Source organism: Arthrobacter sp. P1_B4 (assembly GCF_056406555.1).
Map to the genome: position 1 here is coordinate 1 of NZ_JBFTZW010000187.1, position 1563 is coordinate 1563.

Annotated in this window: 1 protein-coding gene; it reads left to right on the forward strand. The window is 65.1% G+C overall.

What is annotated here, in order from left to right; genetic code table 11:
- The first annotated feature begins 169 nt into the window (after positions 1-169).
- Entirely contained in the window at positions 170-1276 is a 1107-nt protein-coding gene (locus AC1D1W_RS20615; protein ID WP_476944688.1) for an IS110 family RNA-guided transposase, read from the forward strand.
- The last annotated feature ends 287 nt before the right edge of the window (positions 1277-1563 follow it).

A 1563-nucleotide genomic window follows, 5' to 3' on the forward strand; every position in this document is an offset into this window, starting at 1 on the left:
GCCCTAGACAATATGAGCCCTAGACAATATGAAGTGTGGTGGTTGCCTGAAGTAGGACTGGAACCCCGGGTTCAAAGAGATTCGTGGGTTGCCGGCCCACGGTCTGTTCCGCATTCTGGTGCGGGTGTGGACTGGTAGAGCCACATTTGAACGTCTGGAGGTTCCAGCCATGAACAAGCGTACCTACGTCGGTTTGGATGTCCATGCGCGCAGTGTCAAGGGTTGCGCGATCGACCGCGAAACCGGCGAAATTCTGCGCCAGAGCCTGGCCGCCAACGATGCCGGGATCGCCGAGTGGGTAGCCCGGTTACCAAGCCCGGTCCTGGTTGTCTATGAAGCAGGACCCACCGGATTCGGTCTTGCCCGGCTTCTGAATGCGGCAGGGATTGAATGCGTGGTCGCGGCGCCGTCGAAGCTCCAGCGCCCTCCCGGAGACCGGGTGAAAACCGATGCCCGGGATGCCGAACATCTCGCCCGGCTGGCCCTGCTCGGGCAAATCACCCCGGTGCGGGTCCCGGGCCCTTCCCAGGAGGCCGCCCGGGATCTGGTGCGTGCCCGCGAGGACGTGCGGGCGGATCTGATGAGAGCACGGCACCGGGTCTCCAAGCTTCTGCTGCGCCACGGCCTGGTCTACTCCGGCGGCCAGGCCTGGACCGACGCCCACCACACCTGGCTGCACCGGCAACATTTCGATGACCCTGCCCTGCAGGCCGCATACGAGGCCGGCCTGGAGATGGCGGAACTGACGCTGGACCGCAGAAATCGTTTGGATGCGAAGATCACCGCGATGGCGGCAACGGAACCGTATGCCCCGGTGGTGCGGGCCCTGATGTGCCTGCGCGGTGTCTCGGTGCTGACCGCTTTCGGGCTCGCGGTGGAGATCGGCGACTGGAACCGCTTCACCGGCTCCACCATCGGCGCGTATCTGGGCCTGGTCCCCTCGGAGCATTCCTCGGGTGCGTCCCGGTCCCAGGGCGCGATCACCAAGACCGGGAACACCCATGCCCGCCGTCTGCTGGTCGAGGCCGCCTGGCACCACCGCCGCCCGTACAACAATGCCAGTCGTGACATGCGCTCCCGCTGGGATGCAGCCGACGAAGCGTCCCGGGTCCGCGGCCACCAGGGAAACCACCGGCTGCACCACAAGTGGGAACAGTTCGAAACCCGTCACAAACGCCGGGTCATCGCCAACGTCGCCATCGCCCGGGAACTGGCCGGCTGGTGCTGGTCCCTGGCAGCCCCCGTCCAAAAGGAACACCCATGGACGGATGACTAGACGTACCGTTCCCGGCCCCGACCCCAAGGCCCGGCAGCGTGGAGGAGACCCGCGACACAACTATGGACAACCGGCTAACACCGGTGACGCCCGACATTCCTAGACCAGCGGCACCCCTCCAGCCGAACACCTCGTCCTGCGGTAACCAACCCGCGCATATCAGCCAGACAGCGCTCCCTCGTCGAACATGACGCGCCAGCCAACCGGACGACGCCGAAGAACGGATACGAAAAGAGCGGTCCAAGACAAACCAGCCCTGGACCGCTCACCCTTGCCCTATTGACAAG